The sequence below is a fragment of the Thermomonas sp. genome, assembly GCF_029945965.1.
Lineage (GTDB): Bacteria > Pseudomonadota > Gammaproteobacteria > Xanthomonadales > Xanthomonadaceae > Thermomonas.
The window spans coordinates 297639-324636 of the sequence record NZ_JAQSDO010000008.1 but is presented as its reverse complement, the minus strand read 5'-3'; the positions used below and the strand labels follow the sequence as shown (position 1 = coordinate 324636).

At 61.7% G+C, this 26998-nt stretch carries 24 protein-coding genes; 12 read left to right on the top strand and 12 right to left on the bottom strand.

Annotated elements, in window-relative coordinates:
• Positions 1-6: 6 nt before the first annotated feature.
• Positions 7-2898 carry a pitrilysin family protein gene (locus PSV05_RS04520; protein WP_300062081.1) on the bottom strand — a complete coding sequence of 964 codons (2892 nt, stop codon included), beginning with the start codon at positions 2896-2898 and terminating at the stop codon, positions 7-9.
• A 91-nt stretch (positions 2899-2989) separates the two neighbouring features.
• Between PSV05_RS04520 and PSV05_RS04515 the strand changes: the two genes are divergently transcribed.
• The 3 genes from PSV05_RS04515 to PSV05_RS04505 all read left to right on the top strand — a co-directional run bounded on the left by PSV05_RS04515 (position 2990) and on the right by PSV05_RS04505 (position 4924).
• On the top strand, positions 2990-3709 hold the full coding sequence (locus tag PSV05_RS04515; protein ID WP_300062078.1) for an SDR family oxidoreductase: 720 nt from the start codon (positions 2990-2992) through the stop codon (positions 3707-3709).
• 12 nt (positions 3710-3721) lie between these two features.
• Positions 3722-4201, top strand: a complete 480-nt coding sequence (locus tag PSV05_RS04510) for a tRNA (cytidine(34)-2'-O)-methyltransferase (RefSeq protein ID WP_300062075.1) — start codon at positions 3722-3724, stop codon at positions 4199-4201.
• A 150-nt stretch (positions 4202-4351) separates the two neighbouring features.
• Positions 4352-4924, top strand: a complete 573-nt coding sequence (locus tag PSV05_RS04505; RefSeq protein WP_300062073.1) for a diffusible signal factor-reguated Ax21 faimly protein — start codon at positions 4352-4354, stop codon at positions 4922-4924.
• A gap of 200 nt (positions 4925-5124) precedes the next feature.
• Here the strand turns inward: PSV05_RS04505 and PSV05_RS04500 are convergent, their stop codons facing one another.
• The 11 genes from PSV05_RS04500 to PSV05_RS04450 form a co-directional block, all read right to left on the bottom strand.
• Positions 5125-7815, bottom strand: coding sequence for a DEAD/DEAH box helicase family protein (locus PSV05_RS04500; RefSeq protein WP_300062070.1), 2691 nt, complete (start codon positions 7813-7815; stop codon positions 5125-5127).
• Positions 7812-8885 (bottom strand): virulence RhuM family protein, encoded by a 1074-nt coding sequence (locus PSV05_RS04495; protein ID WP_300062067.1) that lies wholly within the window; start codon positions 8883-8885, stop codon positions 7812-7814. The genes PSV05_RS04500 and PSV05_RS04495 overlap by 4 nt, the downstream gene beginning before the upstream one ends.
• A complete protein-coding gene (locus tag PSV05_RS04490) occupies positions 8882-10516 on the bottom strand; it encodes a site-specific DNA-methyltransferase (RefSeq protein ID WP_300062064.1) in 1635 nt (544 codons plus the stop codon). Before PSV05_RS04490 ends, PSV05_RS04495 begins: the two co-directional genes overlap by 4 nt.
• An 8-nt stretch (positions 10517-10524) precedes the next feature.
• Positions 10525-12837, bottom strand: coding sequence for a hypothetical protein (locus PSV05_RS04485; RefSeq protein ID WP_300062061.1), 2313 nt, complete (start codon positions 12835-12837; stop codon positions 10525-10527).
• Entirely contained in the window at positions 12834-13010 is a 177-nt protein-coding gene (locus PSV05_RS04480; RefSeq protein ID WP_300062058.1) for a hypothetical protein, read from the bottom strand. Before PSV05_RS04480 ends, PSV05_RS04485 begins: the two co-directional genes overlap by 4 nt.
• A 9-nt stretch (positions 13011-13019) precedes the next feature.
• Positions 13020-15875 carry an SNF2-related protein gene (locus tag PSV05_RS04475; protein WP_300062276.1) on the bottom strand — a complete coding sequence of 952 codons (2856 nt, stop codon included), beginning with the start codon at positions 15873-15875 and terminating at the stop codon, positions 13020-13022.
• Positions 15876-16107: 232 nt separating this feature from the next.
• Positions 16108-17172: an NAD(P)H-dependent glycerol-3-phosphate dehydrogenase gene (locus PSV05_RS04470; protein WP_300062055.1), complete on the bottom strand. Its 1065-nt coding sequence runs from the start codon at positions 17170-17172 to the stop codon at positions 16108-16110.
• Between the two features lie 96 nt (positions 17173-17268).
• On the bottom strand, positions 17269-17808 hold the full coding sequence (gene secB / locus PSV05_RS04465; protein WP_300062052.1) for a protein-export chaperone SecB: 540 nt from the start codon (positions 17806-17808) through the stop codon (positions 17269-17271).
• A 148-nt stretch (positions 17809-17956) separates the two neighbouring features.
• Entirely contained in the window at positions 17957-18397 is a 441-nt protein-coding gene (locus PSV05_RS04460) for a rhodanese-like domain-containing protein (RefSeq protein WP_300062049.1), read from the bottom strand.
• 71 nt (positions 18398-18468) lie between these two features.
• Complete coding sequence (locus PSV05_RS04455; protein WP_300062046.1) at positions 18469-18900, bottom strand: hypothetical protein; 432 nt, start codon at positions 18898-18900, stop codon at positions 18469-18471.
• A gap of 70 nt (positions 18901-18970) precedes the next feature.
• A complete protein-coding gene (locus PSV05_RS04450; protein ID WP_300062043.1) occupies positions 18971-19441 on the bottom strand; it encodes a YiiD C-terminal domain-containing protein in 471 nt (156 codons plus the stop codon).
• A gap of 47 nt (positions 19442-19488) precedes the next feature.
• On the opposite strand from PSV05_RS04450, the gene PSV05_RS04445 reads away from it, so the two are divergent.
• The 9 genes from PSV05_RS04445 to PSV05_RS04405 all read left to right on the top strand — a co-directional run bounded on the left by PSV05_RS04445 (position 19489) and on the right by PSV05_RS04405 (position 26950).
• Complete coding sequence (locus tag PSV05_RS04445; RefSeq protein ID WP_300062040.1) at positions 19489-20259, top strand: uroporphyrinogen-III synthase; 771 nt, start codon at positions 19489-19491, stop codon at positions 20257-20259.
• Positions 20260-20281: 22 nt separating this feature from the next.
• Positions 20282-21268, top strand: coding sequence for a hypothetical protein (locus tag PSV05_RS04440; RefSeq protein ID WP_300062037.1), 987 nt, complete (start codon positions 20282-20284; stop codon positions 21266-21268).
• A 91-nt stretch (positions 21269-21359) separates the two neighbouring features.
• Complete coding sequence (locus tag PSV05_RS04435; protein ID WP_300062034.1) at positions 21360-22610, top strand: heme biosynthesis HemY N-terminal domain-containing protein; 1251 nt, start codon at positions 21360-21362, stop codon at positions 22608-22610.
• A 212-nt stretch (positions 22611-22822) separates the two neighbouring features.
• Complete coding sequence (locus tag PSV05_RS04430; RefSeq protein ID WP_300062031.1) at positions 22823-23650, top strand: ATP-binding cassette domain-containing protein; 828 nt, start codon at positions 22823-22825, stop codon at positions 23648-23650.
• Positions 23650-24411: an MlaE family lipid ABC transporter permease subunit gene (locus tag PSV05_RS04425; protein WP_300062028.1), complete on the top strand. Its 762-nt coding sequence runs from the start codon at positions 23650-23652 to the stop codon at positions 24409-24411. Before PSV05_RS04430 ends, PSV05_RS04425 begins: the two co-directional genes overlap by 1 nt.
• Before the next feature lie 42 nt (positions 24412-24453).
• A complete protein-coding gene (gene mlaD / locus PSV05_RS04420; protein WP_300062025.1) occupies positions 24454-24996 on the top strand; it encodes an outer membrane lipid asymmetry maintenance protein MlaD in 543 nt (180 codons plus the stop codon).
• Positions 24993-25685, top strand: a complete 693-nt coding sequence (locus PSV05_RS04415) for an ABC transporter substrate-binding protein (protein ID WP_300062022.1) — start codon at positions 24993-24995, stop codon at positions 25683-25685. Before mlaD ends, PSV05_RS04415 begins: the two co-directional genes overlap by 4 nt.
• Positions 25666-25968 (top strand): STAS domain-containing protein, encoded by a 303-nt coding sequence (locus PSV05_RS04410; RefSeq protein ID WP_300062019.1) that lies wholly within the window; start codon positions 25666-25668, stop codon positions 25966-25968. The genes PSV05_RS04415 and PSV05_RS04410 overlap by 20 nt, the downstream gene beginning before the upstream one ends.
• Positions 25969-26005: 37 nt before the next feature.
• Positions 26006-26950, top strand: a complete 945-nt coding sequence (locus PSV05_RS04405; RefSeq protein WP_300062016.1) for a VacJ family lipoprotein — start codon at positions 26006-26008, stop codon at positions 26948-26950.
• Positions 26951-26998: the final 48 nt, after the last annotated feature.

Genomic DNA, 26998 nt, shown 5'->3' with positions numbered 1-26998 from the left:
GATGAATCAGCGACCCTCGACCGGCTTGCCGTCGGCATCGATTACGCTGACCTTGCCCAGGTCGAGCGCGCGCACCCCAGCCTCGATCTTCGACAGGTCACCAACGATCACCCAAGTCAGCGGGTCGGCCCGGATCACCTGCTTGGTCGCGGCCCTGACCTCTTCGTCGGTCTGCGCTTCGGTGCGCTGCTTGAGGGTCGTCACGTAATCGTCGGGGCGGCCGTACAGCGCATTGGCCTGGAGCGCGCCAAGCACCGCACCGGCGGTTTCGTATGCACCCGGCAGGCTGCGCACGCTGCCGTCCTTGATCTTGGCGATCTCGGCGCTGGTCAGCGGACGGTCGGCATTGACCGCCTTCACTTCCTTCAGCATCTCGGCGACTGATTCGGCGGTCTTGTCGGTCTGCACCGGCGCATAGAGCATGTACGGACGCTGGCCCAGTGCCGGCTGGGCGAAGCTGAACGCGCCGTAGGCCCAGTGCTTTTCTTCACGCAGGTTCATGTTCAGGCGCGAGGTGAACGCCCCGCCGAACGCACCGTTCATGGTCTGGATCTGCAAGTCGTTGGGCGCGGATGTCGGTGGTGCCAGCTCACCGGCAAGGATCAGCGACTGCTGCGCGCCGGGCTTGTCGATCAGGAACACCCGCGGCGACGCCTGGTCGGCGACGTGCGGCAGGGTCTTGTGGCCCTTTGCCGTCGCCGGGGCCTTCCAGTTGCCGAACACCACCTCCAGCTGGCGGGTGATCTCCGGCAACGTGGTGTCGCCGGCAACCAGGATGCGCACATTGTCAGGGCGCAGCCATGCCGCTTGCCATGCACGCAGATCGGCGGCGGTCAGTGACTTGATCGATGCCTCGGTGCCACTGCCGGTGAACGGGATCGCATACGGATGGCCGGCGCCGAACAGCAGCGGTGGCAGCGTGCGCAGCGCGATCCCGATCGGCTGCGATTTTTCCTGGGCAATGCCGGCGATCCACTGCGCGCGCACGCGCTCGATGTCGGCCTCGCGGAACGCCGGGTTGCGCACCACATCGCCCAGCAGCGCCAGCGACGGCGTCAGGTTCGCGGTCAGGATATTCGCACTGGCGGTGCACGCATCCAACCCGCAGCCAGTGGACAGACCCATGCCGAGCCGCTCGCGGCGCTCTGCAATTTGCACCGAATCCAGGCTGGTGGTGCCTTCATCGAGCATCGAGGTGGTGAAGCTCGCCGTGCCCAGCTTGCTGCCAGCATCCGCCGCATAGCCGGCATCGAACTGCAGGCCAAGACTTATGGTCGGCACCGTGTGGCGCTCGGCCAGCACGACTTCAATCCCGTTGGCGAGGCGGCCGCGCTCGACCTTCGGGAAAGTCAGGTCGGGGTACGAGGTGACCGCGGGCACACCCTTGCTACGATCAAGATCGGTTTCCACGGTCTTGAACTGCGCGGTGGGCTGGCCGGGGATGTTCGCCGGACGATCCTTTGACGCCGGCAGGCCAGCAATTTCCTGCTGCTTCGGCGCGGTCTTGGTCGGCACCACGGTCAGCGTGTAGTCGCCCTGGCTGAGCCATTTCTTCGCCGCTGCCTGCACGTCGGCAGGCTTGGCCTCCTGGTTCCAGGCGTAGCTGCGCTTCCAGCCATCGGGGCCACCCAGGTAGAGCGTGCTCTCGCCGAGGATTTGCGCCTTGCCCAAAGCACTTTCCAAACCGCGAATCATGCCGGCGCGGTTACGCACCTGCACGCGCTCGAGTTCATCGGCGGTCGGACCCGCGCTCAGGAATTTCTGAAGCTCATCGGCAATCGCGGCTTCAACCTTGGCAGGATCGGCATCCTTCTTCACGTCGGCCTGGATCTCGAACTGGCTGCCCAGTTCAAACGGACTGGCGCTGGCACTGATGCTGTCGACCAGCTTGTCCTGGTAGACCAGGCGCTGGTACAGCCGCGAGGTCTTGCCACCACCCAGGATATCGGCGGCAAGGTCGAGCAGGGTGAAATCGCGCTCGCTGCGCGCAGGAATGTTCCACTCGCGCATGACACGTGTTTGCGCAACCACGTCGTCCATGCTGGCGCGGGTGGATACCGTGCGCGGCGCGGCCCAATGCGCCTGACGCGCCACCGGCGGGCCAGCTGGAATGTCGCCGAAGTACTTCAGCACCTTCGCCTTGGCGGTGGCTACGTCGATGTCTCCCGACAGGATCAACACCGTGTTGGCCGCGCCGTAGTAGTCGCGGAACCAGGTCTTGACGTCATCCAGCGAGGCCGCATCGAGGTCGGCCATCGAACCGATGGTGTCGTGGTGATAGGGATGGTTGGCGGGATACGTATCGGCAAGTTCCAGTTCGCCAACGCGTCCATAGGGCTGGTTCTCGCCCTGCCGCTTCTCGTTCTGGACCACGCCACGCTGCTCGTCCAGGGTCTTCTGGTCGATCGCGCCAAGCAGGTGGCCCATGCGGTCGGACTCCATCCACAACGCCATGTCCAGCGCGGTGGTCGGCACGGTCTCGAAATATTGGGTGCGATCCAGCCAGGTGTTGCCATTGATCTCTGACACGCCGGCTTTTTCGAAGGGCGCGAAGTATTCGCCGGGATGATTTTCCGACCCGTTGAACATCAGGTGTTCGAACAAGTGGGCGAAGCCGGTCTTGCCCTTCGGTTCGTCCTTGCTGCCGACGTGGTACCAGATGTTGACCGCGACAATCGGCGCCTTGCGGTCGGTGTGCACGATCACGATCAGGCCGTTTGGCAGGGTGAACGTGTCGGTGGCAATGTCGATCGCACCAGCTCGGGCGCTAGCGCCCGCAGTGGCTTCCGCGATGGTTCCTGCAGTAGCGTTTGCGGCAATCGCGGCTGGCGCATGCACGCCGGCCACCAAGGCGGTGGACAGGGCGAGGGCAAGGGCAGTGGGTCGGAACAGACGCATGCGCAACTCCAGAAGTCGGGGAACAAGACTTTCAATGCTAACGCTAGCGCCGGCTGGATACACTAGGCAGGAAGTCCTGCCTGGAGCCAACATGCATCGCCATTGCCTTGTCACTGGTGCCAACCGTGGTCTCGGGTTGGCTTTCGCTCGTCTGTTGCTGGAACACGGCGAGCATGTGATCGCCAGTTGCAGGCAACCCGGCAAGGCGACCGCGCTCAACACGCTAGCCGGCGAATTCCCCGGCCGCCTGCACGTCTTGCCGCTGGATCTCGCAAACGAAAAATCGCGCATGGAGTTCGTCCGCGAACTGCCACTGGTGCTGGGCGAACGAACCGATGCAGGGCCGAGCCGCATCGACCTGCTCATCAACAACGCCGGCGTGCTGCATTCTGGCGAGCGCTTCGGCCACATTGATCCGGCGATCCTCGAAGACAGTTTCCGCATCAACGCAATCGGCCCGTTCATGCTTAGCCAGGCGCTGGCGCCCTTGCTGGCGGATGGCGCGCACATCGCCAACCTGAGTTCGGTGATGGGTTCGCTCGAGCGTTGCAGCGAATTCCGCTCGCCCAGCTACTGCAGCAGCAAGGCCGCGCAGAACATGCTGACCGTGGAGCTTGCGCATGCCCTGCGTGCACGCGGCATCGTCGTGCTTGCGTTGCATCCGGGCTGGGTGCAGACCGCAATGGGTGGCGCCAGCGCCACCGTCGACAGCGACGATTCCGCGCGCGGCCTGCTGCAGGTCATCGATGCCGCAACGCTCAAAGATTCGGGCCACTTCCTCGACTGGTGCGGCAACCCGCTGCCGTGGTGAACAGGTGAATCCATGTTCCATGTGATCCTGCATCGCCCGGAAATCCCGCCCAATACCGGCAACGTGATCCGCCTGTGCGCAAATACCGGCGCGCAACTGCATCTGGTGCGCCCACTGGGCTTCGACATCGATGACCGCCAGCTGCGTCGCGCCGGTCTGGATTACCACGAGTTCGCACCGATGCAGGTCCACGACAACCTGCCGGCCACGCTTGCAGCAATTGAAAGCGCAAATGGCGCGGCGCCGCGCGTGTTCGCCTTGTCCACCCGCGGCATGCAGCGCTTCGATGCGCCGGCCTATCGCGATGGTGATGTATTCCTGTTCGGCAGCGAAACCAGCGGCCTGCCGCAGGACGTGTTCGACGCGATTCCTGAAGCGCAGCGCCTGCGCCTGCCGATGCGTCCACACAACCGCAGCCTGAATCTGTCCAACACGGTGGCGGTGGTGGTGTTCGAAGCCTGGCGGCAGTTGGGGTTTTCCGGCAGCAGTTAAGCGCGCACTACGACATGACAGATCCCGAATAGTTCCTGTACCGGCCGGTTCCGGATTCAGCGCCGGTTGCGGGCACCTCGACACAATGCGCGCCACGACGAACTGCAATGGTTCCGCCGTGACCACATAACAACAACGAGGCGTTCCCCCATGAAGCATTCCCCCGCCCTGATCAAACTTTCTGCGCTCGCGCTGGCCTGCGCCCTGCCGTTCGCGGCCTCTGCTGCCGACGGCATTTCCTACAATTACGTGCAAGGCAACTACGTCTACACCAACACCAACAGCGGCAATGCCGACGGCTGGGGCCTGAACGGCTCGGTTGCGGTGCACCCGAACGTGCACATCTTCGGCAACTACGCCAACCAGACCATCAAGGGCTCGAGCGTGGACTTCGACCAGTGGCGCGTTGGCGTTGGCTACAACAAGCCAATTTCGCCGAAGACCGATCTGGTCGCCAACGTGGCCTATGACAAGCTCAACGCCGGCGGCGGAGTGAAGGTCGATGGCTACAGCGTTGAAGGCGGCGTGCGGGCCTCACTGGCACCGAAGCTCGAGGGCTACGCGATGCTCGGCTACGAAGACGGCAAGAACTACAACGGCGATGTCTATGGCCGTCTGGGCGGACAGGTGAAGTTCAACCAGAGCTGGGGCGTGGCTGCCGACGTCAAGATCGCCAACGGCGGCGACACCCAGTGGATGGTCGGCCCGCGCCTGACCTTCTAAGCCTTCTGGAGGACTAAGCCTTCTGACTTGATGCGCGCTGTCAGGCGTATCAACGGTTGTTGCAGGCCCTCCCCCACTGCAATGACCAAACGCCCGGCTCAGGCCGGGCGTTTTCTTTGCGTCGAACCTGCTGCACTTGACCCACTTGAGCAGCCCACTCTTTCAGCCCATTCACTCCCTGGGAGTGACATCTACCTCATTCACCCTCGAAACCGGGCTACCAATCCAGAGAGCGTGAAGTTACCCGCTATTTCGTCGTGCGGAATCAGCACGTAACTCCACGGTTTGCCGCCATTCGCCAGTGCATATTCTGATGCATTTGTGCACCACTCAATTGCGGATTCTTTCTTTGCCAAAACAACCGAGTCTTCCATCTGGTTGCTGGCTTTTGGCTCGAGCATGTAGATCGCGTCTTTCGTTTCTGCCACAAAGTCCGGCTGGTATTCGAGATGATCTGCGCCTTGGCGATAGAAGATCTGGAACTGGCTTTTCGCAGGCTTGAACCACTTCAAGGCATCACGATCCAGGATGACGGCGAGTTTGCGTTCCGCCTCTGAATCGAATTTCTGCACCGTGTACAGGCACCGTTCGAAGCCGGTGAACAAGTATTTCGCCATGTTGCTCTTGTCGGCAGGCGACACGCGGTAGTCGGCAGGAGCTTCCTTGACGGCATGCGTATAAGCACTCTGCTTCAGCTCGGTATAGCCCTTGCTGATCCGTACGTCGTAGCCTCCCCCATCGTCTTCCCAATAGTGCTGCTGCATCTGCGCATGTACAAACTGCGCAATCTGCTTTTGGTGATTACGTAATACACGCCGTGTCTGCTCGTCGCTGAGGTAGCCGCATAGGTGTTGCACAACCTGACCAGCAAGGTCATAGAGAAGATCGGCATGCCCTTCGTAGGACACGTCATCAAAGTCGACCAGACCAGAAACGACGTAATCCTCCAGGCGGGCTTCATCGACGCCGCCGCTCCCGAGTGCCAGCGCCTGGCCTCCACCTGAGCGCAGGTATTGCACCCACAGCTCATCGGAAATCGGCTGATAACGCATGCCCTCCAGCAGCAGAGTGAAAGGCTTGAATCCGGAGCGTACCTCGCCCTTCGGCACCACAAGAATTCTTGGAATATCAATAGTTTGTTGCGTCACCAGTTCGACCGTCTTTGCCACGATCGCAGCAACGTCCGGAGTCTTTTCCAGCCCTTCCAGCTCCTTTTGACCGGGTAACTGTTGCTCTTGCACAGCTTTCACAATGGCAGCCTGCACGTCGGGCCGCTTCAGGTGTTCAAGCGTCGGAACGGCGGCGGGTTGATCTTCGAGTGAGCGGATCACCTTCCATGCGATCTGCGCAATCTCCTGTTCCTCGGGCTTCTGGAAAGCGAGCGGCTGTTGCATCCCACCGCTTGAAGCCGTGTCCGTCGGCGGCTGCGCAAGCGACAACCCCAGGCGCCCGGCAAGCTGCGATTGAGAAACAATGGTTTCCTTCTTGTTCTCCAGCTCGCTGCCATCCAGCACGATTGACGCCATGCGGATCGGATTGCCCGGCTTCCTGGCCTCCTGAATGATCTCGTCAAACTTGTCGTGGGCGATGATGTTGAGCCGGTCCACGGCATCAACGCCGGTCCGCTTGCCGTAAGGCAGACGCAGTCCGCGACCAATCGATTGCTCGATCAGGATGCGCGCGTTGGCTGCACGCAGCGGCACGATCGTGTACAGATTGGTGACGTCCCAGCCTTCCTTGAGCATGTTGACGTGAATGACGATCTCGGTCGGCTCGTCTGTATGCTCCACCTTGAGCAGGCGCTCGATCATTTCTTCCTCTTCGGCGCCGCTCTTGCTGGAATCGACCTGGATCACCTTGTCGCGATAGCGGCCCTCGAAAAACTTGTCGGACTGGATCAGTTTCAACAACTGGGCAGCATGTGTCGTATCTCTGGCGATCACCAGCACGAATGGCTTGACGATCTGTTTGTCTGTTTCGCGCGCGTATGTCTCCAGTTCGACCTTCACTCCCTCGTGCAAACGAACGCCGTCTTCCAGTTTCAGGCGCTCCAGGGCCTCGACCGACATGCCCGCCGGATTGAAGTCCTTGCGCGTGACGACCGCAGGTTCTTTGACGAACCCATCGGTCATTGCCATGCCCAGCGGATAGTCATAGATCACATTGCGGAACGGGATCGCGCCCTTGCTGGTCTCCACGAACGGCGTGGCCGTCAACTCAAGCCCCAGCACAGGCTTGAGCTCGTTGATCGCACGCAATCCGGAACTCGCCCGATAACGATGCGACTCGTCCATCAGCAACACCAGGTCGGGCAACGCAGCCAGATAAGCAAAATAGCTTTCCCCGATATATTCCGAAAGCCGCTTGATGCGCGGGCTGCGACCGCCGCGCACTTCGGAATTGATCTTGGAGATATTGAAGATATTGATCTTGCAACGCAGCAGCACGTCGAACAGCGAACCCGCCATCGACTCGTAGTTGTCACCTGTGATGATCGCGGGCGCATTCGTCGCGAACTCGGAAATGCCCTTGAACACGTACTTCGGCGTGTTCGGGGTGAAGTCCGCAATCAACTTGTTGTAGATCGTCAGGTTCGGCGCCAGCACGAAGAAGTTGTTGATGCCGTGTGCCAGATGCAGGTAGGCGATGAATGCGCCCATCAACCGGGTCTTGCCAACGCCAGTTGCCAGTGCGAAACACAACGAAGGAAACTCGCGCTCGAAATCCGTCACCGACGGATATTCACTGCGAATTATCTCCAGTGCGGCGGCAACGTCCGCTGCTTTTCTTGGCGGCACAATTTCCGTAATGCGATCCAACAATTCCAGTGAGCGTCGCTGCGGTGGACGCAGGCTCAGACGGCCAGCAATGGCATTGACGTGCCGGTTCATTGCGTGTCTCCCGCTTTCGTGTCCGACTTCTTCCGCGCCGGGCTTCGCTTGCCGGCCTTGATCTGCTTGAGCTTGGTGGTCGCGACGTCGAAATCATGCTCCACCGCGGTAGTCGCCTTCGCCTGCTGCTGGCGGTACAGATCGAACTGCGTCTCGACATGCGCCATGGCTGAATCATGACTAATGCGGCCAGCGTGGGTGAGGATGTCGCGCTCGCCCAGGCGGAGAAAATCGTCAAGTTTCCCGATCCAGCCCTGCATGGTCATGGGGCGCCGGTTCAGTGCCTGCAACTCGGCGAACTCCAAATAGGCATTCACGATACGGTTGAGCGCTTCCAGCTCTTCCGCATTCAAGTAGTTTTTCGCAATTGCGGCATCCACCTTGCGCGGCCGCGCAGCGCTCCAGCTCGTCATGCCCATATGCGGCTTGTCTGCGTCAGCACGCGCACTGACGATTTCCGCCGCCGTATGGCCGTGTGCCGCCCAATGCATCTTGTTCTGGATTGTCTTGAAGAAACGCTGGCTGGCCTGCGCGCTGCCGTCGTAATCGACGCTAGTGGCATAGATGTCCAGCACCTTGCGCCAGAACATCCGTTCCGACGAACGAATATCGCGAATTCGGGACAGCAGCTCTTCGAAGTAGCCATCGTCCGGGCCGCGCTTCAGGCGCGCGTCGTCCATGGTGAAGCCCTTGACCAGGTATTCCTTCAAGCGCTCCGTCGCCCACTGGCGGAACTGGACGCCACGTGCGCTGCGCACCCGATAGCCGACGGCCAGAATGGCGTCCAAGCTGTAGTGCCGTAATTCACGGCGCACCGGTCTGCCACCCTCGTCCCGAACTTGTAAGTAATGCTTACAAGTTGCCGCTTCATCGATCTCACCATCCCCGTAGATCGCCTTCAGATGCCCCGTGATGTTCTGGGGAGTGGTTTCGAACAGCTCGGCCATCTGCGCCTGGGTCAGCCAGACCGAGCCGCTTTCCAGGCGCACGTCGATCCGTGTCCGCGCGTCGGCGGTGCGATACAGGATCAGCTCGGAAGCGGACGTGGCCTCATCGCCGTCCGTGCTCATGACGCACCTTCGGTGAACAAACCGGATTGCGCCGGTCGGGAATCCTCGGCCTCGGGTGCCTGCGGCAGGTTCTCGATCTGCAGCGAATAGTCGTCATGACCCCATTCGCAGCGCGACAGTACCTGCTTCGGGATCTTGCGGACGGTCAGATTGGGGAAATCGGCGTTGCCTCGAAAGGCCGGGCACAGTACCAGCAGGGATCGCTCCGGGCCGACGTCATCGGCGAGTTGCTGCAACTGCTCATGGCTCAGCGTCGCGGTGGTGACGTACAGGAAATCGCGCTCGGTGGAATAGCCTTGCTGCCAGTACACGGTGTCGCTGGGCGCATAGGTGAAGCCTTCCAGCTTGCACAGCGCCTCGGCCAGCATGGCGGCGTTGTAGTCGCGGTGGATGACCCAGTTGTCCCAGTTGTCTTTTTCCAGCAGGGATGGGGCGAGGTGGTAGTAACGGAAGCCGCCACCGCCTTTCCAATCGACCGCTTGGGTGATGCCACCCTTGTCTTCGCCGTCGATGACTTTTTGAAGGCGGGGAATGATGTGCGTGTGGCAGTGTTCGCCAAGCTCCACCATGATCCAGCGGCGTCCCATCTTGTGGGCGACTGCGCCGGTGGTTCCGGAGCCGGCGAAGGAGTCGAGTATTAGGTCGCGGGAATTCGAGGCAAGCTTCAGGATTTTCTCAATTAGTCTTTCAGGCTTTGGCGTCCCAAACAATGACGTAACGGGCACGTCTGGGAAAAGGTTTTTCAGCTCGTATTTCGCCTGTCTGTTATGGCCGGTTTCTTCAAGGTCAGTCCAAAGGGTAGAAGGAGGCAACCCTTTTTCCATGTCGGCTAAATAGGTGCGTCGGATCAGGCGTTTCCCGTCTTCTGAAAATCGAATTTCTCGAGTCGAGAGTTTTTCGTTAATGGTTTCAAGAGACCACCTCCATCCATTCGGTGGATGCTTGATCACATGTCCAGTCGGCGAGGTAATATTAAACTGAAGATTCGGTCGCAATCCGGGATTATTGACGGGATTACCATCGAACCAAGGGCCGCGAGGATCATTGTCGGGGTTTTTGAAATGCTTTCGTTTCTTCGGATCATCAAGGAAATTTGGGCACCAATCAGCTTTTTTCGCGTAAATCAGCACATTGTTATGATCAAGAGAGAACTTCGTAACATTGTTGTTGCTGTTATCCGAAGTTCGCCATACTGCATCCGCAATAAAGCATTTTCGTCCAAAAACTTCATCACACAGCACCTTCAGGTAGTGCGCCTCGTTGTCATCGATCGTGATCCACAACGACCCATCATCCGACAGCAACTTCCGAATGATCTCCAGCCGATCGCGCATCAGCGACAGCCAGATCGAATGTTCCACTCCGTCGTCGTAATGCGTGAACGCGCTACCGGTGTTGTACGGCGGATCAATGAATACGCACTTCACCTTGCCCGAGAACTCCTGCTCTAGCGCCTTCAACGCCAACAGGTTGTCTCCGAAGATCAACCGATTGTCGAATAGGTCGTCCTCGCCCACCCGATGCTTCGCGTGATAACTCTTGGTCCTGTCTTCAAGCAGGATGCGCGGCTCAAGTTTCGGCCGTGCGTCCTTGCCAACCCAGGTGAGTTCGAGTTTTTGTTTCTTGTTCATGCGTAACCTTACGCGGGTTTCTTGAGTGGGTGGAGGCGACGAGTGTCACCACCATTGTTCCAATAGCTGCCTGACTTATCCTTGTTGGGCCATCCATGCTCAGGGCAAATCAACGCATCGCATAGTTGCTCGACCAGCCTGGCGAACTTAAGTCCGTCAACTGGGTAAAGATCAAAAGCCACCGCGTTGAAATGTGCGCCCATGACGTTGCGCGCTTGAGCAATCTTTGCAATTTCATCGAGGATCGACTTCAATTCCGTGGCCGTAACAACGGGTGAGTCACAAACAGAATGCTCCACCGTTTCAACTTTCAATGCAGCGAGCAATTTGCCATTTACAGCGCCGAGCAGATCGCTCAAAACATAGGCATCGCCAACACGGCGCGTCACCGCACACCCATATCTCAGAGTGAGAAAATTCAACATTGCTTCCAAGATAACCCCGGCCTTGCTGCAGGCAGACTGGACATCCGGATTTGAGTCGGCCAATAGAGCTTTAAGCCGCACGATCTCGGGGATGGAGCCCGTAAGCGTTATGCCTTCACCAAGCGTCCATTGTTTCAATTCTACAAATTGGCACACCTGATCAGGCTTCCACTCGCCCCAACGGAATTTCTCGCGCCAACGCAGGTAGTGCGTTGTAACGATGGTGTGGCGGAAATTCTTACTCACCTCGTAGATCATCCCGATAACGCGCTCAACATGCGGCTCATCCACGCTGGCCAAGACATCGTCGAGTACAAGGATCGTGTTTTCCGCGCCGTCCATTGCAGCCAAGGCCAGAAACACGCAAAGGCCGAGCGTATCGAGATGTGAATCGCTGAAGTAGGCTTGCGGCTGCGCCCCCGCTTGTCCACAGAAGCTTGCGCCAATTGAGAGAGAGGCTCGCTTGCTGGGGTCCAGTTCCAGACCGATCTTGTTCAGTCCTTCGTTCGGGTGCACTTCTTCGTATAAGCGCCCCACTTCCCCAGCGATCTTGGCAAGCACACTGTCAGTGAAGGATCGACGTTCCTCTTGAACAATCCCCAGCGTCCTGGTCAGATTCGGGAGAAGGATATCGAGTTCCTGTTGGGTGGCAACGTTCTCTAAATATGTCTTCAGCGCCCCCTTCAGGGTCCTAGTGAATTGCTTCTTGTCGATCCTTGCGGTCTCGACCTTCTTCCAATCGACAACCAGTGGGGCCGTAGCGGCCAGCCAGTCTGCAAGAGCGGCAATGTCAACTGGTGCTGACGCCAGCGGCATTACGATATCTGACGACCAAACGAAGCCCGTGCGAGCTTGCTCGAATTCCTCAGCGTGCTTCTTTGCACTGTCCCGCAGTACCGCCAACTGTTGTTCAACCTGCTGCGTATTCCGACCCGCTGCCGTTACTTGAACGCGCGTGGCTTGAAGCGCAGAGAATGAACCAAGCCGCTGTGTGATTCGCTGGGATAATCCGTCAACTTTCTCCGCGCTCTCGCACAATGGACATACTTGCGGGTCGGTGTGCTTCTGCAAATACGAGCGCGCCGCTTCCAGAAGCCCAACAATCTCTCCTGCATCTTTTGCAATCGTCTGCAGCTGCTCATCAATCTTTGCTTGAACAACGATGGCTGCACTCGCTGCAGCCTTAATGGCCGCCTCTGCTGCCTTCAGGCGCGTCGGATAGTCACCAAGCCTGACATAGGCAGCTTGCAATTTAGCAAGCGCTTCAAGTTCCACATCTGATTCGTTGGGGTCGCGGGTGGCTTCGGTTTCCGCCCATGAAAGAGCGTCAGTTCCTGGCTCTCCTGCCGACGACCAGAATTGTCCGATTGCGTCTTGATTCTCCTGAATTCTAGCGATTGCGATCCCGCGACTTCCGTCCATATCTCGAATCAGTCCACGCAGTGTCGCTTCAGACGCTTCCACACCAGAAACATCGATGAAACGACTCACTTCCGCATATCGATCTGCCGGAGTAGCTTCGATGAGAGAGAGTATCTGGCTGCGTCGAAGCACTTCGACTCTTGGGCGTGCTGCCGCAGGGTCTACCACCACTTCACTCTTGACGATCTTTGCCAGACACGTCGAGTTCGCAGTTTCCAAGGTAACGATAACGTCTGCTGGGTCCCTTCCGAGGGAGTGCCAATATTTGTTGGTTTTTCCTAAGCCACGGTTCTCCAGCGACCCTACCTTTCCGTTGCCTAAGAATTCAAACGCGTCGCAGATTGTAGATTTTCCGCTCGCATTCTCTCCGTAGACGATGGTGAGCTTTCTCCCCTTCTCGAAGGGGAGCGCGAACGGCGTCACTGAACCTCTGAGGTAGTCAATCGTCAGTTTCTTAAGTGATGGCTGACTCATGTCTTCTCTTCCTTGCCGACTCCCAGTTCGATCGGCAGCCTCCAGTCTTCAGCACGGAGTTTGCCTTCGGCAAGAAGCGGTTCCAGCTTCTTTGCTGCTTCCGGTGCCAATAGTTTTTCCTGGATCAATCGGGCGACAATCTTTGTTGCAAGTGTCTGTGATGGCGCTTCCATTACTTCTCCCTACGACAATGACCAGCGAATTTTGAATAGTAACGAACCCGACAACCGCTGGTTTAACTTCGCTTCAATCTGCCCGATCAACTCATCTCGCCTTCTATCTACCTGGTCTTGAGCATCGAACAGCGTGCGCCGCTTCTGGTTTCTCTGCCCCTCCAACGCCCTGATCTGCTTTTGTGCTGCGAGCTTGTCATCCAGCGTCAGGGCGACGGTCGCGGCGCGGCGGGCTTCCTTGATCTGGCGATCCAGTTCCTTGATCTCCCGTTCCAGCCCGACCTTGAGGTCGTCCGCCCAGCCATCGAGCTTGTCAGCCTCGGCTTCGAAGAATCGCGCATTGCGCTCGGACGTTTCGCGTTGAATTGCGACCTGTTGCATCTGCGCAATCTGGCCCAAAGCCGTCTCATCCACTGATACGCCTTGTTGCATCACCCGTCCAGGCAGCGTGAGTAACCGCTGGGCCGCATCGGCATCTAAGTTGTGTCCACCATCGTCCGTTGTTGCCGCGACGATCAGATGATCTTCACCCTGATCCAGCGATTCGACACTGAATAACCAGACCGCGAGTTGGCCCGATTTGCCGATCAGCGGCTGCAGCGCACTGATCTTGCCAGCATGCTGGCTGTAGTCGAAATGGATCTCAGCTGATGGAAGTTCCCGAGCCTTCGCCTGCGCCACCAATGCCTCGGCCAGCGGATGATTCAGCCGATACAGATGCGCTTCACCGTGCCGACGCGGTAGTTCATACAAACCCTTCGGGATGGCCGGCAAGTCCGCAAACGGAGAACTGTCGAGGCGAAAGGCGCCGTTATCCAGAAACTCGGCATGGCCTGCCAGTTCGTGCCGGGTCAGCTGCATCAGCAAGCGCTCGTAGCGGCCCAACTGCTCCTCCGAATCGTGCTTTCGCATCTTCAGCTTTTCGCGCACTTCGTCATCGAAGTGTTCGAGCAGCTTCTGCCGGGTGCGTGTCATCGACTCGTCAATCTCCAGGCTCAGTTCAAGCTGGAGCTGGTCGAATGCGGACTTGATCTCTTCCTGCTTGCGGCAACCCTGATAGATCGCAGCGATGCGTTTCTCGAAATCCACGCCGGATTCGATGGCGCCCAACACCTCGTCGCTGGCGCCAAACACACCTTCAAACAGGTGGAACTTTTCCGACAGTAGTTCAAACACGCGTTGGTCGGCAGCGTTCTTGCGATTGAGGAAATTCACCACGACCACGTCGTGTTTCTGCCCGTACCGATGGCAACGGCCGATGCGCTGTTCGATACGCTGCGGATTCCATGGAAGGTCGTAGTTCACCACCAAGGCGCAGAACTGCAGATTGATGCCTTCAGCACCCGCCTCGGTGGCGATCATGATGCGGCCTTCGTCGCGGAAGTAGTCCACCAACGCCGAGCGCATGTCGGCGGTCCGCGAACCGGTGACGCGGTCGCTACCTTGGTGATGCTGCAACCACTCCGCATAGATCACTTTGGAACGTTCGTCCGTGTTGCTGCCGTTGAACAACACGATGCCATCACCGAATGGACTGTTGGCGAGCACCCGCAACAGGTAGTCCTGCGTGCGGCGCGATTCGGTGAAGATGATCGCCTTCTCGTCCGCGCCCAGCTCGCGCGCTTTTGCGAAGGCGACGGTCAACGCTTTCAACAACGCAGTCCCCTTGGCATTGGACTGGATCGATGTGGCAAGTTGCGCAAAAGTATCGAGTTCGACGATTTCGTCAGCCATCGCCTTGCGGTCCTGCTCGCTCAGTCGCTCAACAGTCCCATCGTCAGGCCATTCCTCGGCAGTCTCGTTAAACGCTTCGTAGTCTTGGTCGAGGTCTTCGGCCAGCGTTTCGGTAGGCGATTGCGCGGCAAGCTCCGCCTTGAGGCGCTTGGAGATTGTCTGCAGCGCGCCAGCGATGGCGAAGGTCGATGAAGCCAGCAGCTTGCGCAGCACCAGCGTCATCAGCGAGCGCTGGCTTGCCGGAAGTGCGATCAGGTTGTCGCGCTGAAGGTATTCCGAGACCAGTGCGTAAAGGCGATCCTCGCTTTCTTCCGGCGTGAACTCTTCAACCAGCGGCAGGCGGCGTGTGTACGGTATGTACGCGACAACCTGGCGTCGCAAGGTGCGGTGACAGATCGGCTTGAGTCGGGCCTTCAGCACGTCAAAGGCCTGACCCTGACTTGCGTTGGCAAACTGCTCGCGAAAGCTCTTGAGGTCACCGAAGGTGTGCTCATCGATGAAGCTGACCAGCCCGTAGAGTTCCAGCAAGGAATTCTGCAAGGGCGTAGCCGTCAATAGCAGCTTGTCGCGATTGGCCAATGCCAGTTTCAGCGTGTTGGCGATGACGTTGGTCGGCTTGTAGACATTGCGCAGGCGATGCGCTTCGTCGATGACGACCAGATCCCACGGCACGGCTTGGACGTCAGACGCCTTGCTGCGGGCGAACTGGTAGGAACACAGGACAATTTCCGGCCCTTCAAAGGGACGCAGGTTTTCCTGCTTGATGGCTGCGTTGTAGGACTTCGACTCGAGGATGCGGCAGGGCAGGAAGAACTTTTCACCCATCTCCTGGAACCACTGCTTGCGCAGGTTGGAGGGCGTGATGATCAGGATGCGGCGCTTTTTTTCCGCCCATTTCTGCGAAAGGACCAGCCCCGCTTCAATCGTTTTTCCCAGACCGACTTCGTCAGCGAGCAGCGCGCCTTTCGACAATGGGGAGTTGAAGGCGAACAACGCGGCATCAACTTGATGCGGATTCAGATCGACCTGTGCGCTGGCAACAGCGCCTGCCAATTTCTCTGCGCTACCCGGTGGAAAGCGGCGAGTAAGCTCGTGTGCGTAGTATTTGGCCTGGTAGTCGGTCAGTTCCATTGATTTCACGTTCTACCTGAGTCTGGCGATGATTTGTGCGCATTGGCCTCTGCCATGGTGCTCAAGGAGCTCCGACAGTGAAAGCCCCGCCTGACATTGCACATCGTCCATGACCATCATCAGGTCATCGGGGGCGAGGGCCTCCTCTTCGGACTTCGCACTCTCGAGGAGTGCGGCAGACTGAAAAAACACGCGAATCAGCTGATGCCTGGGCATCCGCCCATTACGAGCATCAATGCTCGAACAGCGACTGCGGGTATTCCGCTTTCTGCTCGCGCGCCATCAACCGGCGCAGGCCTTCGCCAGGGCTGATGTCGCCATGCAGAACTTCACGGACATTGCTGGAAATCGGCAGCTCCACGCCATGCGCTTCGGCTTGGCGCATGACTTCGTCCGCGGTCTGGATCGATTCCACCACCTGGCCGATCTCGCGCACCGCATCGTCCAGCGACTGGCCGCGTCCAAGCGCCAGGCCCAACCGACGATTGCGTGACAGGTCGCCGGTGCAGGTCAGCACCAGATCGCCCAGACCAGCCAGGCCCATCAGGGTTTCCGGCTGGCCACCGATGGCGATGTTCAGCCGCAGCATTTCGTTGAGACCGCGGGTGATCAGGCCCGCGCGCGCGTTCAGGCCAAGCCCCATGCCATCGGCGACGCCGGTAGCCACGGCCAGCACATTCTTCATCGCGCCGCCCAGTTCCGCGCCCCGCATGTCGTCGCCGGTGTAGGCGCGGAACGCGGGGCCATGCAGGACATCGGCGACCTGCTGGCAGAAAACAGGGTCTTCGGAATGCACGGTCAGGGCGGTCGGCAGGCCGGCCGCGACTTCCTTGGCAAACGACGGACCGGTGACGACCGCCAACGGCACGTCTTTGCCCAGCCTGCCGTTACCAAGAATGTCTCCCGCGACTTCATGCAGGAAACGGCCACTGCCGGGCTCGAAGCCCTTGGTCGCCCAGGCCACACCGGCATGCCCCGGGCGCAGCGGCGTCAGCGCGCGAAGGGTGTCGGCGAAGGCATGAGAGGGCACTACCACCAGCACCAGATCCGCGCCGGCCATGGCCTCGGCCAGCACGCTGGTCGCGCGCAGGCTTTCCGGTAGAGCGATGCCGGGCAGGTAACGTGGATTTTCGTGGCGAACGGCGATGGTCTGAACCATCGCCGCATCGCGACCCCACAACATGGTGGGGTGACCGTGGCGGGCGATCAGCGCAGCAAGCGCGGTGCCCCAAGAGCCCGCGCCCAGTATCGCAACCGATGGGCAAGAGGTCGTGTCCAGCTGATGCTCTATCGGCATCAGCTGCGACCTCGAGCGCACGGCAATGGATGACCGTGCGGGACGTTCCGAGAGTCCGCGTTGCTGCGCCATGGACGGCCACGGATCATCTTGAGCTTACGCGTTGCCGGCGGCTTCCGTGTTTTCGAGCGAACCACCACCTGCCTGCTGTGCCATCTGCTCGGCACGCTGGCGCAGGTTTTCGGCATACAACGCATCGAAATTGATCGGCTGCATCGGGAACGGCGGGAACCCGCCAGAGGTGATCAGCTGACCGATCGCGGCGGTCGCATACGGATACAGGATGTTCGGGCATTGGGTGCCGAGCATCGCATCAAGGACCTGCTCATCGAAGCCGGCCAGACCGAACACGCCGGACTGCTCGACTTCCGCAAGGTAGGCGCTCTTGCCATTGAGGGTGCAGGTCACGGTGATGCCCAGACTGACTTCGAACGCAGCATCGGCCAAACGGTTCACCTTCTGGCTGAGCTTCATCTGCAGGTCGGGCTGACCCTGCTCGTTGAACACCTGCGGGGCATTCGGAGCCTCGAACGACAGGTCCTTCACGTAAAGCTTCTCGACCGTGAAGCTCGGGCCTTGCGGCTCCGGCTGGGCTTCGACAGCCGGGGCTGCGCCGTTCAGGGTTTCATCAGACATGGTGGCTCCAGGCAATGCGTGTTGACGCGCGAGTTAAGAGATGAATTATCGCACCGATCGATGCGTGCTTCCTGACTTGGGGCAATCGCGGCAGGTTGCAAGGCTTGGCCGCAGAAACTTCCGAGCCGTCACGAGATGGCGCCCAGGCTCAGCCGCGACCTTTCTTGACCAGCGGCAGGTCGGCGGCCTGCCAGGCCTGCACGCCGCCTTCAAGCACGCTGACATGGCTGAAACCAGCCTTGCGCAGGCGCTTGGCGGCGGTGCTGGCAGTCTCTCCAGCCTTGCACACCAGCACCACCGGCAATGCCCTGGCCGGGGCCAGTTGTTTGTTCTCGGGATCAAACTGGCTCATCTGCACGTTCTTGGCGCCGGCAATATGGCCCTTGTCGAAGTCGGCAGTCGGGCGCAGGTCAACCACCAGCGCGTTATCGCGATTGATCAGCGCGGTCAGCTGGGCAGGGCCGATCCGGCGAACCCCGGACAGGCGTCCGGCAAGTTCGGTGTAGATCAACGCGAGAGTCAGCCCGACCAGGGCCAGCGAGAGATAAGGGTGAAGACCGGCGAAGGCCATCAGTTCTGCAAGATTCACGGATTAGACCAGCTAGCGACGCGAGGGCCGCGATTGTCGCCGCTACAGCGCGATCACGCAAAAAAACCGTGCTATTCGCCTTGCCACAGATCCGGCAGGCCAGTGTCCAGCCACCAGGTCTTCGCCGTCTCGTCATAGCGCCAGTGTTCGCGGTATAGCACCGTACGCTCAGTCAACGTGTTGCGATTGATCACGCCGATCTCGATGTCGCGGATGATTTCGCCGCTGGGCTGGATCGCCATGCCCTTTTCGCGATAGCCGGAGATCTGCACCTGCTTGTAGCGCGAGAAGTCGATGTCGGTCAGCGGGTGCGCGGTGCGGTATTCGGGATCGACCAGGTTCCAGGCGCCCTCGAAATCGCCCCAGCGGATCGCCGCCGAATACGCGTACTTCGCTTCGTCGAGCGCGCTGCCCTTGCTTGCGGACTTTGGACAGCCGGCCAGCAGTGCCAAGCATGATGCCAGGCAGCACAGCAGCAGGCAACGCAGCAGCAATCTGGGCATGGGTCTCTCCGCGGGGACATTGGCAACACGAGCGTGAGCATCCTAACCCGCGCGGCGGCGAACCTGCGGGCTAGCCCCTGGCGATCGCCACATAGCGGCCAACGAAGGTCGCGGCCACGCCGCCATCGGCCAACAAGGTGCGCGCCTGCAGGCGGATGCTGGCCCGCCCCTGCCTGCGCAGCGCGTCAAGCAACGCCACGCGCTCACCGGCATCGTCGAAACAGGCATCGACCTGCAGGTCCTCGAACACCGGCTTGAGGTAACGCACGCGGCTGTCGGCGACGAAAATGTCGGCCTCGATGCCCTGTTGCGCCAGTTCCAGGTACACCAGCCCCCACGAGGCCAAGGTCATCAGCGAGGCCAGGCTGCCGCCGAATGCACAGCCCTTGTCATTGACGTTCGCGGCCAGTGGCGCGCGCAGGCACAGGTGGCCGTCCTGCCAGTGGTCAATCGCGGGTTGCAGCGCCGCGACCGGCGGCATTGCCAGGTAATGCGCGGCCAAGCCATCCAGTGGCGAAGCAGATATAGAAGTCATGTCCATGCGCGATAGCCTGCCGCAAGCACGGGTGCTATGCCAAGCTTCGGCCAATGCCAGCACGCATGGACAACCCGAAATCGCTGCACGGCTGGACCGTGCTGTCGCTGCGTCCGCGCGGCCAGCATGACGGCCTGCGCGCGGCTGCCAGCCGGCGCGGAGCGCGCGTACTGGCGCTGTCGCCGTTTGCGATCCAACCCCTGGCCGAACCGGATCACCGCAAAGCCCTGAAGCAGGCGCTGGCGGCCGATATCGTGATCTGGACCAGCCCCAATGCAGTGCGCGCGGCGGCGGCGCTGCAACCCCTGAAGGCGCGCCGCGGACAGGCCTGGCTGGCAGTCGGCAGTGGCTCCCGGCTTGCCCTGCAGCACGCGGGAATCGACGCACGGGCGCCCTCGCGGATGGACAGCGAAGGCCTGCTGGCGATGCCGGAACTGCAGGACATCCGAGGTCGCAGTATTGGTCTTGTCACTGCGCCCGGTGGCCGCGGGCTGCTCGCACCAACCCTGGCCAAACGTGGCGCGAAGGTCATCCGCGCGGACGTATATGCAAGGCAACCAATCGCTTTCAGCGCGCGTGCGCTCACTGCGCTCGATGCAGCCCTGGAGTCACCGCAACGCGTAATGATGGTCTTGAGCAGCCAGGATGCGCTGCAGCGATTGCTCGCGGCGCAAACGGCAAGCGCACTCGCACCTATCGCCGTGATCGTCGCCAGCCAGCGCCTTGCCGATATCGCGCGCCAGTCGGGTTTCCGTCGCATCGCGATTGCAAGCAGCGCCAGTCCTGCCGCATTGCTGCAGGCGGCGGCCAACGCGTTCGTTTAGCATCTTCGTTTAGGATCACTGCGTGAACGCATCCCCCGCTCCGTCGCCACCCCCCGCTTCGCTGCCATCCGTGCCGCCGCGTCGCTCGCGGGCCGGCGGTCTGTTGCTGTTGTTGCTGTTGTTGATCGTGCTGGCAGCCGCCGGTGTTTTCGGCTGGCGCTACTGGCAGCACCAGCAGGCGCAGTCCACGGCCCTGGCCGAGCAGCAACGGCAGGCACTGGACGCCAGCGTGGCCAGCCTGCGTACTGGCCAGCAGGCGCAGGCGCAACGCCTGCAACAGGCCGAAGCCACCAATCGCGTGTTGCGCGATGAACTGCTCGGCATCGGCGAACGCGCCACGCTGCTGGAAGACAGCGTATCCAAGCTCGCCGATCCCGACCGCAACAGCGCGCAGGCATTGCGCCTGGACGAACTCGAACTGCTGCTCGGCATCGGCCAGCAGCGCCTGCAGCTGGCCGATGACCTCGACGGTGCGCGCCGCGCGCTGGCCTTGGCGGCACCGCTGCTGGGCGGCATCGACGACCCTGCCTACCTCAACCTGCGGCAAACACTGGCGCAGGAACAGGCCGCGCTCGATGTGCTGGGCATGGATCCGCGGATACGTGCCAGTGCCCTGCTGGATGCGTTGGCCAAGGACCTGCAGGACGTGCCCGCAGTGACCACACAACATTCCGACCAACAGGCATCTTGGTACGAACGCCTGATCGACCGGATCGTGCGCGTGCAACCGACCGCTGGCGCCGGCCTGCGCGAGCGTGCGGATCGCGAAGCGGCGCTGGCGTCGATGCAGGTCGAGCTGAGCCTGGCGCGCGCGGCGATCGAACGCCGCGACAATCCTGGCATGGCGACTGCGCTGGACCGGATCGAGGCATGGCTGCAGAAGCTGCAGCCATCGAAACTGGCGGCGGATCGCAAGCGGATCGGTGAACTCAAGGCGATCACGCTGCAGATCGATGCGCCGCTCTCAGGCAGCACCCTGCAGCAGCTGCGCGCACTGCGCGGGCAATGAGCCAATCACGCGACCCTTGCATGCGGCTTGCGATGCTCCACCGCATGACCTGTAGTAGTACCCATTGCTCCGCCGAAGGATTGGAGGCGACATGAACCTGTTCCGCAGCGTGTTGTTCTGGCTGGTGCTGGCCGTGCTGGGTGCATTGCTGGCGCAACTGCTGCTGCAGGATCCTGGCTATGTGCTGGTGCGCTTCCGTGGCACCGACTACCAGGCCACGGTGGCCGCCGGGCTTGGCCTGCTGCTGGCCTTCATGTTCGGCGTCACGTTGCTGTGGAATTTGTTGCGGCTGCCATTCGTGGCATGGAAACGGCGTCGCGAACGGCGTGCCCGCGCGCAACTGATCGACGGCCTGCATGCCCACCAGCGTGGCGAGTACCAGCGCGCCGAACAATTGCTGAAGCAGGCCGCCGCGCATGGCGAAGGCGGCAACCTCGCGCGCATCCATGCGGCGCGCGCCGCCGCTGCACGTGGCGACGACGCGGCGGCAACTGCGCACCTGGACGCATTGGGTGAACGCGATGCCACCAGCCAGGCGCTGCTGCGCGCCGAACACGCACTGGCACGCAGCAATCCCGCCGATGCACTGGCTGCGCTGGACGCGCCGCGTGCACAACCGCTTCCGCCGCGTGGGTTGCAGCTACGCGCAGATGCGCTTGCTGCCAGTGGTCGCAGCTTCGATGCCTATGGCCTGCTTGGCGCATTGCGCCAGCAGCAGGCGCTACCTGCAGCGCGCCTGGATGAACTGCAATCCCAGTGGGCCGCGCAGTCGCTGCAACAGGCTGGCAATGCCAGCGAACTGGCGGACCGCTGGGACGCACTGCCGCAAGGCGTGCAGACCAGCGCATCGGTCGTCGCGGCGTATGCACGGCGGGCAGCAGCGATGGGCTGGAACGAAGCGGCCACGCGTAGCCTGGAACAAGCCCTGGATCGCCAGTGGGACGAAGACCTCGCCGACCTGTATGGCCAGCTGGACGTGGCTCGCCTGGAAGAACGCCGCACGCAGGCTGAGCGCTGGCTGCAAGCACATCCATCCAGCCCCGCCCTGCTGCTGGCGGTCGCGCGACTGGACAAGGCGCAAGGCCACCTGCCACAAGCCGAACGCGCCTTGTATCGGGCAATTGCCCAAGGCGCCGGCAGCCCAGCCTGGGAGGCATTGGGCGATATCGCCGTGCAATCCGGCGACGAACCGCGCGCACGCCTGGCCTATGCCAATGCCTTGCGCAGCCAGCGCAGCGCAACCTTGCTCGACATGCCCGGCCGCGACCTGCGCCAGCAAATAGCGGATACCGCGGCGATCGAGGAACGCAACGAGCACGGCATTCCGCGGCTGCGGGGCTAGCGTCCCGCTCGTCATCGTGTCGATGTGGCGCGCATGCCAAGTGGCTGCATAACGCTGGCCTGAGTGTCAATGCAATAGGTTAAGCCGCGTAGTGACAAGCTGTCCGCTGATTGGCGCCGCAGCCGGCCGCAGCCATCTTCGCTTCGCTCGAAACTTAGCCCCGCATTGACGCCAGACCCGTTGCCAACGCCCGCCCGATACCGATGCCCCGCATGCCCGCCGACTCCTCCGCTGAAGTCATTGCTGTCCGCTTCACTGACGTTCGCCTGTCCTACGGCGCGCGCGCGGTACTGTCGGACATCGACTTGGTCGTGCCTCGCGGCAGTATTACCGCAGTGCTGGGGCCGTCGGGCAGCGGCAAGTCGACACTGCTGGCGGCACTGACCGGCGAGCTGGTGCCGGTAGCCGGCACCGTGGAGGTGTTCGGCAAGCCGGTGCCGCAGCGCCAGCACGACCTGCTGGAGATGCGCAAGAGCCTCGGCGTGCTGTTGCAAGGCAACGGCCTGCTGACCGACCTCACGGTCGGTGAGAACATCGCGCTGCCGCTGCGCACGCACACACGACTACCGGCGCCGGTGATCGACCGGCTGGTGGAAATGAAGCTCAATGCGGTCGGCCTGCGCGCGGTGATCGACGCGTTCCCCCGCGAGCTGTCCGGCGGACAGGCGCGGCGCGTGGCGCTGGCCCGCGCGCTGGCGCTGGATCCGCCGCTGATGATCTACGACGAGCCGCTGAGCGGCCTCGACCCGATCGCCGCGGCGGTGATCATGAGCCTGATTTCCGGGCTCAACGACAGCCTCGGGCTGACCAGCATTATTGTCAGCCACCACGTTCACGAAACCTTGGCCGTCTGCGACCGCGCGGTGGTGATCGCCAACGGTCGCATCGTGTTTTCCGGAGAGCCGGCCGAGCTCGAGGCGAGCACGGATCCGCTGGTGCGCCAGTTCCTGGATGGCAACCCGGATGGCCCGATCGCGTTCGACACCGCGAGCCGAGCTACATTGAGCCCAGCTACATTGAGCCGAAGGGAGGCCGCCTGATGGCGTTTGCGGACACCATCATTTTGCCGATCAGCTCGCTCGGCCGCGCCGGCCTGTTTTCGCTGTCGGTGTTGCGCGCGTCGAAGCCGACAGCGGACTTCTTCGCCGAACTGCTGCGCGAGATCTACAAGGTCGGTGCGCGCTCACTGCCGATCATTGCAGTCGGCGGCGCGTTCGTCGGCCTGTCGGTCACCCTGCTCGGCTACCGCGCGCTGGAGACCTACGGCGCCAGCAACCAGATCAGCGCGCTGGTCGGCCTGGGGCTATACCGCGAGCTGGCGCCGGTGCTGACCGCGTTGTTGTTCATCGGCCGCGCAGGCAGCTCGATCGCCGCCGAACTCGGCCTGATGCGCGCCACCGACCAGATCACCGCGCTCGGCCTGATGGCGATCGACCCGATCGGCAAGGTGGTCGCCCCGCGCTTCTGGGCAGCAGTGCTGACCGTGCCGTTGCTGACGGCGCTGTTCTGCAGCTTCGGCATCAGCGCCAGCTATCTCGAAGCCGTGCACGTCATCGGCATCGACGCGGGCACCTTCTGGCAGGTGCTGCAGGATGCGGTGGATTTCCGCAGCGATTATCTGATCGCGTTCGAGAAGGCCGCGGTCTTCGGCGGCACAGCGGCGCTGGTGGCGTCCTATGTCGGCTACCACGCCGAGCCGACCATCGAGGGCACCTCGATCGCGACCACGCGCGCGGTGGTCAACGCGAGCCTGCTGGTGCTGATGTTCAACTTCGTGCTCTCGGCGCTGCTGTTCCGATGAGTATTTCGCCTGACATCCCGCATTCTCTCAACAGGTGATCCCATGAGTACACGCGGCCCACGTCTCGAATTCGCCGTCGGCGCCTTCCTCCTGCTTGCCCTGGGCTCGATGCTGGTGCTCGCCATCGCCTCGACCAACGGCAAGTTCGGCTTTGGCGGCGACACCTACGAGCTCAAGGCGCGCTTCACCAACATCGGGCCGCTGCGGCCGATGGCACCGGTCAAGATCGGCGGCGTCACCATCGGCCGCGTCGGCGACATCAGCCTCGACCCGAAGAAGCTCGACTCGGTCGTCACGCTCGATATCGACAATCGCTACGACACGCTGTCAGCCGACACCTCGGCGGGCATCCTCACCAACGGTTTGCTGGGGGAAAGCTACGTCGGCCTGCAGCCCGGCGGCGATCCGGAGTCATTGAAACCCGGCGAAGAGATCGCATTCACCACGCCGGCCGTCGACATCATCCAGATGGTCGGCAAATACATGTTCAGCGGCGGCGGCAAGCCCGCCGCGCCCAGCACGGGTGCCGACGAAGGCGCCAGCACCACCACGACCCCATCGCCCATCGAGGCCAACACGCCATGATCACCACACACGCCATCAAGCACCACGTCTTCCTCGTTACAGTAATCGCCGCGACCCTCGCCGCCGCCGTTCCCGGCGCGGCCTTCGCCCAGTCTGCCGCCAAGGCAGCCAAACCGGCCACCGCGGCTACGCAGGGCTCACCAACCCAGATCGTGCTCGACAACACCAAGCGCGTGCTGAGTTCGCTTGAAAGCCGGCGCGCGGAGTTCACCCAGAACCGCGCCGCGCTGCAGCAGTTCATCAACACCGAGTTCAACGCGGTGTTCGACCGCGACTATGCCGCCCGGCAGGTGCTCGGCCGCCACGGTCGCGGCGCCTCGGATGCCGAAGTCAAGCTTTTCTCCGATGCCCTGGCGGACAACCTGATGCTCCGCTACGGCTCGTCGCTGCTCGACTTCAACACCAAGCTACGGGTAAAGATGAAGTCCGAGACGCCGCTGCCGCGCGGCCTGGGTGTCAAGGTGGCCAGCGAGTTCCAGCGCACCGGCGGCGACTCGATTCCGGTGGACTACCTGATGCGCCAGTCCGGCGGAACATGGAAGATCTTCGACATCATTGTCGAAGGTATCTCCTACGTGCAGACCTTCCGCCAGCAGTTCGACGGCCCGCTGCAGACCAAGTCGATTGCCCAGGTCGCCGCCGACCTGCGCGCCGGCAACCTCAAGCCCAATGCCAGCCCCGGCAAATAACGCCGTGGCCGTGCGCCGCGACGGTGACGCGCTGGTGTTCACCGGCGCACTGTCGCGCGATGTCGTGCCGGCCCTGTGGCACGCGCTGCCGGCGAACATGGCCGGCGTGCGCCGCCTCGACATCCGCGCCGTCGAGCGGCTCGACAGCTCGGGCCTGGCGCTGCTGTCCACGCTGTCCACGCGCGCCGAAGACGGCGTGACCGTAGTTGGCAATCCACCCGGCCTGGATGCGCTGCGTGCAGCGTATCGGCTCGATGACACCCTCGGTTTCACCACGACGTGATCCTTCCCCCAACGCCACGCACTGCGATGGAGTTCACATGACCCGCCCGACCTTCCTGCACCATGCCGTACTGCTGTCGCTGGCCCTGCTGGTCTCGGCTTGCGCCAACGGCGGCGGCGCGCGTACTGCGGCCGACACCTCGACACTGGTTTCGGCAGACTCCGCGGCCGTACCGGCGGTTCCCGTGCAGCCCGACACCGATGCGATGGCGGTCATGCCCGCACCCGTCGAGAATGATGCCGACCCGACCGTGCCGACGCCATACGCGGCACCCCAGCCCTACGATCCATGGGAGAAGTTCAACCGTCGCGCGTATGCATTCAACGTCGTCGTCGACCGCACTGTCGCCAAGCCGCTGGCCAAGGCCTACGCCAAGGTAGTGCCCGAACCTGCGCGCAATGGCGTGACCAATTTTTTCAACAACCTCGGCCAGCCGGTGACCATCGTCAACGCGCTACTGCAGGGCAAGGGCAAGGTGGCGGCGCAATCGGTGGGGCGCTTTACGCTCAACACCACGGTCGGCATCGGCGGCATCTTCGACCCCGCGACCCGGGTCCATATCCCCAATCGCCGCGAGGACTTCGGACAGACGCTGGGCGTGTGGGGCTGGAAGCGCTCGCGCTACCTCGAGCTGCCGCTGTTCGGCCCCAGTACGGTGCGTGACATTTTCGGCATCGCCGGCGACGCGACGCTATCGCCGCTGCGCTTTGTCGAGGAAGACAAAACCCGTATTTTTCTGCAGGGCCTGAAGCTGGTCGACCTGCGCATGCGGCTGCTCCCACTGGACGACATGCTGGTCGGTGCCACCGACGAGTACGCACTGGTGCGCGATTCGTGGCTGCAGCGACGCGACTACAAGATCTCCGGCGGCGGCGACGCCAAGATCGAGGATGGCGAGCAACCGCTGCCCGATTACCTGCGCGAAGACAACAACGACCCCAGCGCGCGCCCGCGCATGATGCCGATCATTCCAGGCAGGTGAGGCGGCGGTTGGCTGGTTCACTAAGCAGTTGCGGGGCTAATGGGATCC

Coding starts and splice junctions, on each gene's coding strand:
- PSV05_RS04405 (WP_300062016.1), top strand. CDS start 26,006: ATGACCCGCCCGACCTTCCTGCACCATGCCGTACTGCTGTCGCTGGCC.
- PSV05_RS04505 (WP_300062073.1), top strand. CDS start 4,352: ATGAAGCATTCCCCCGCCCTGATCAAACTTTCTGCGCTCGCGCTGGCC.
- PSV05_RS04435 (WP_300062034.1), top strand. CDS start 21,360: ATGAACCTGTTCCGCAGCGTGTTGTTCTGGCTGGTGCTGGCCGTGCTG.
- PSV05_RS04445 (WP_300062040.1), top strand. CDS start 19,489: ATGCCAGCACGCATGGACAACCCGAAATCGCTGCACGGCTGGACCGTG.
- PSV05_RS04485 (WP_300062061.1), bottom strand. CDS start 12,837: ATGAGTCAGCCATCACTTAAGAAACTGACGATTGACTACCTCAGAGGT.
- PSV05_RS04500 (WP_300062070.1), bottom strand. CDS start 7,815: ATGAACCGGCACGTCAATGCCATTGCTGGCCGTCTGAGCCTGCGTCCA.
- PSV05_RS04430 (WP_300062031.1), top strand. CDS start 22,823: ATGCCCGCCGACTCCTCCGCTGAAGTCATTGCTGTCCGCTTCACTGAC.
- PSV05_RS04455 (WP_300062046.1), bottom strand. CDS start 18,900: ATGCCCAGATTGCTGCTGCGTTGCCTGCTGCTGTGCTGCCTGGCATCA.
- mlaD (WP_300062025.1), top strand. CDS start 24,454: ATGAGTACACGCGGCCCACGTCTCGAATTCGCCGTCGGCGCCTTCCTC.
- PSV05_RS04415 (WP_300062022.1), top strand. CDS start 24,993: ATGATCACCACACACGCCATCAAGCACCACGTCTTCCTCGTTACAGTA.
- PSV05_RS04510 (WP_300062075.1), top strand. CDS start 3,722: ATGTTCCATGTGATCCTGCATCGCCCGGAAATCCCGCCCAATACCGGC.
- PSV05_RS04520 (WP_300062081.1), bottom strand. CDS start 2,898: ATGCGTCTGTTCCGACCCACTGCCCTTGCCCTCGCCCTGTCCACCGCC.
- PSV05_RS04470 (WP_300062055.1), bottom strand. CDS start 17,172: ATGCCGATAGAGCATCAGCTGGACACGACCTCTTGCCCATCGGTTGCG.
- PSV05_RS04490 (WP_300062064.1), bottom strand. CDS start 10,516: ATGAACAAGAAACAAAAACTCGAACTCACCTGGGTTGGCAAGGACGCA.
- PSV05_RS04495 (WP_300062067.1), bottom strand. CDS start 8,885: ATGAGCACGGACGGCGATGAGGCCACGTCCGCTTCCGAGCTGATCCTG.
- secB (WP_300062052.1), bottom strand. CDS start 17,808: ATGTCTGATGAAACCCTGAACGGCGCAGCCCCGGCTGTCGAAGCCCAG.
- PSV05_RS04410 (WP_300062019.1), top strand. CDS start 25,666: ATGCCAGCCCCGGCAAATAACGCCGTGGCCGTGCGCCGCGACGGTGAC.
- PSV05_RS04515 (WP_300062078.1), top strand. CDS start 2,990: ATGCATCGCCATTGCCTTGTCACTGGTGCCAACCGTGGTCTCGGGTTG.
- PSV05_RS04480 (WP_300062058.1), bottom strand. CDS start 13,010: ATGGAAGCGCCATCACAGACACTTGCAACAAAGATTGTCGCCCGATTG.
- PSV05_RS04425 (WP_300062028.1), top strand. CDS start 23,650: ATGGCGTTTGCGGACACCATCATTTTGCCGATCAGCTCGCTCGGCCGC.
- PSV05_RS04450 (WP_300062043.1), bottom strand. CDS start 19,441: ATGGACATGACTTCTATATCTGCTTCGCCACTGGATGGCTTGGCCGCG.
- PSV05_RS04475 (WP_300062276.1), bottom strand. CDS start 15,875: ATGGAACTGACCGACTACCAGGCCAAATACTACGCACACGAGCTTACT.